The sequence below is a fragment of the Microlunatus ginsengisoli genome, assembly GCF_039537205.1.
GTDB lineage: Bacteria > Actinomycetota > Actinomycetes > Propionibacteriales > Propionibacteriaceae > Microlunatus > Microlunatus ginsengisoli.
On the sequence record NZ_BAABAB010000069.1, the window covers coordinates 1 to 574 of the forward strand.

1 protein-coding gene is annotated in these 574 nt (G+C 64.5%); it reads right to left on the reverse strand.

Annotated features, from left to right (window positions below):
* On the reverse strand, positions 1–574 hold a 574-nt coding region (locus tag ABD747_RS26630; protein ID WP_344810192.1), incomplete at both ends, for a cytosine permease.

A 574-nucleotide genomic window follows, 5' to 3' on the forward strand; every position in this document is an offset into this window, starting at 1 on the left:
CGAGGCCGCAGCCGACGAACCAGGAGAAGTCGCCGCCGTGGGAGAGGAGGATGTTGTCGGAGTTGGCGAAGAGGGCGCCGGTGGTGAGGACGATGGCGATGGCGGGGATGCCGCCGATCAGGGTGGCGGCGACGGCGTTGGGGTTCCAGCCGCGGGTGAACCAGTAGCGGCCGGTTTCGGTCATGATGAACATGTCGTCGACCCAGACGCGTTGTTTGGAGACGAGGTAGTAGCCGGCGATGAGGATGCCGAAGAGGGGTCCGATCAGGCCGCCGAGGATGCCGAGGGTGTAGAGGATGCCTTCGGAGGAGTTGTACCAGTTCCAGGGGGTGAGGAGGACGGAGCCGACGGCGGCGATCATGCCGCCCATCCGCCAGGAGATCTTCTTGGGGTTGACGTTGGAGAAGTCGAATGCGGGGGAGATGAAGTTGGCGACGATGTTGATGCCGACGGTGGCGATGACGAAGGTGAGGCCGCCGAGCAGGATGGCGAAGGCGGAGTCGATCTTTTGCACGGTTTCGATCGGGTCGGTGATCAGTTCGCCGAACACGGGGACGGTGGCGGAGGCGGTGAC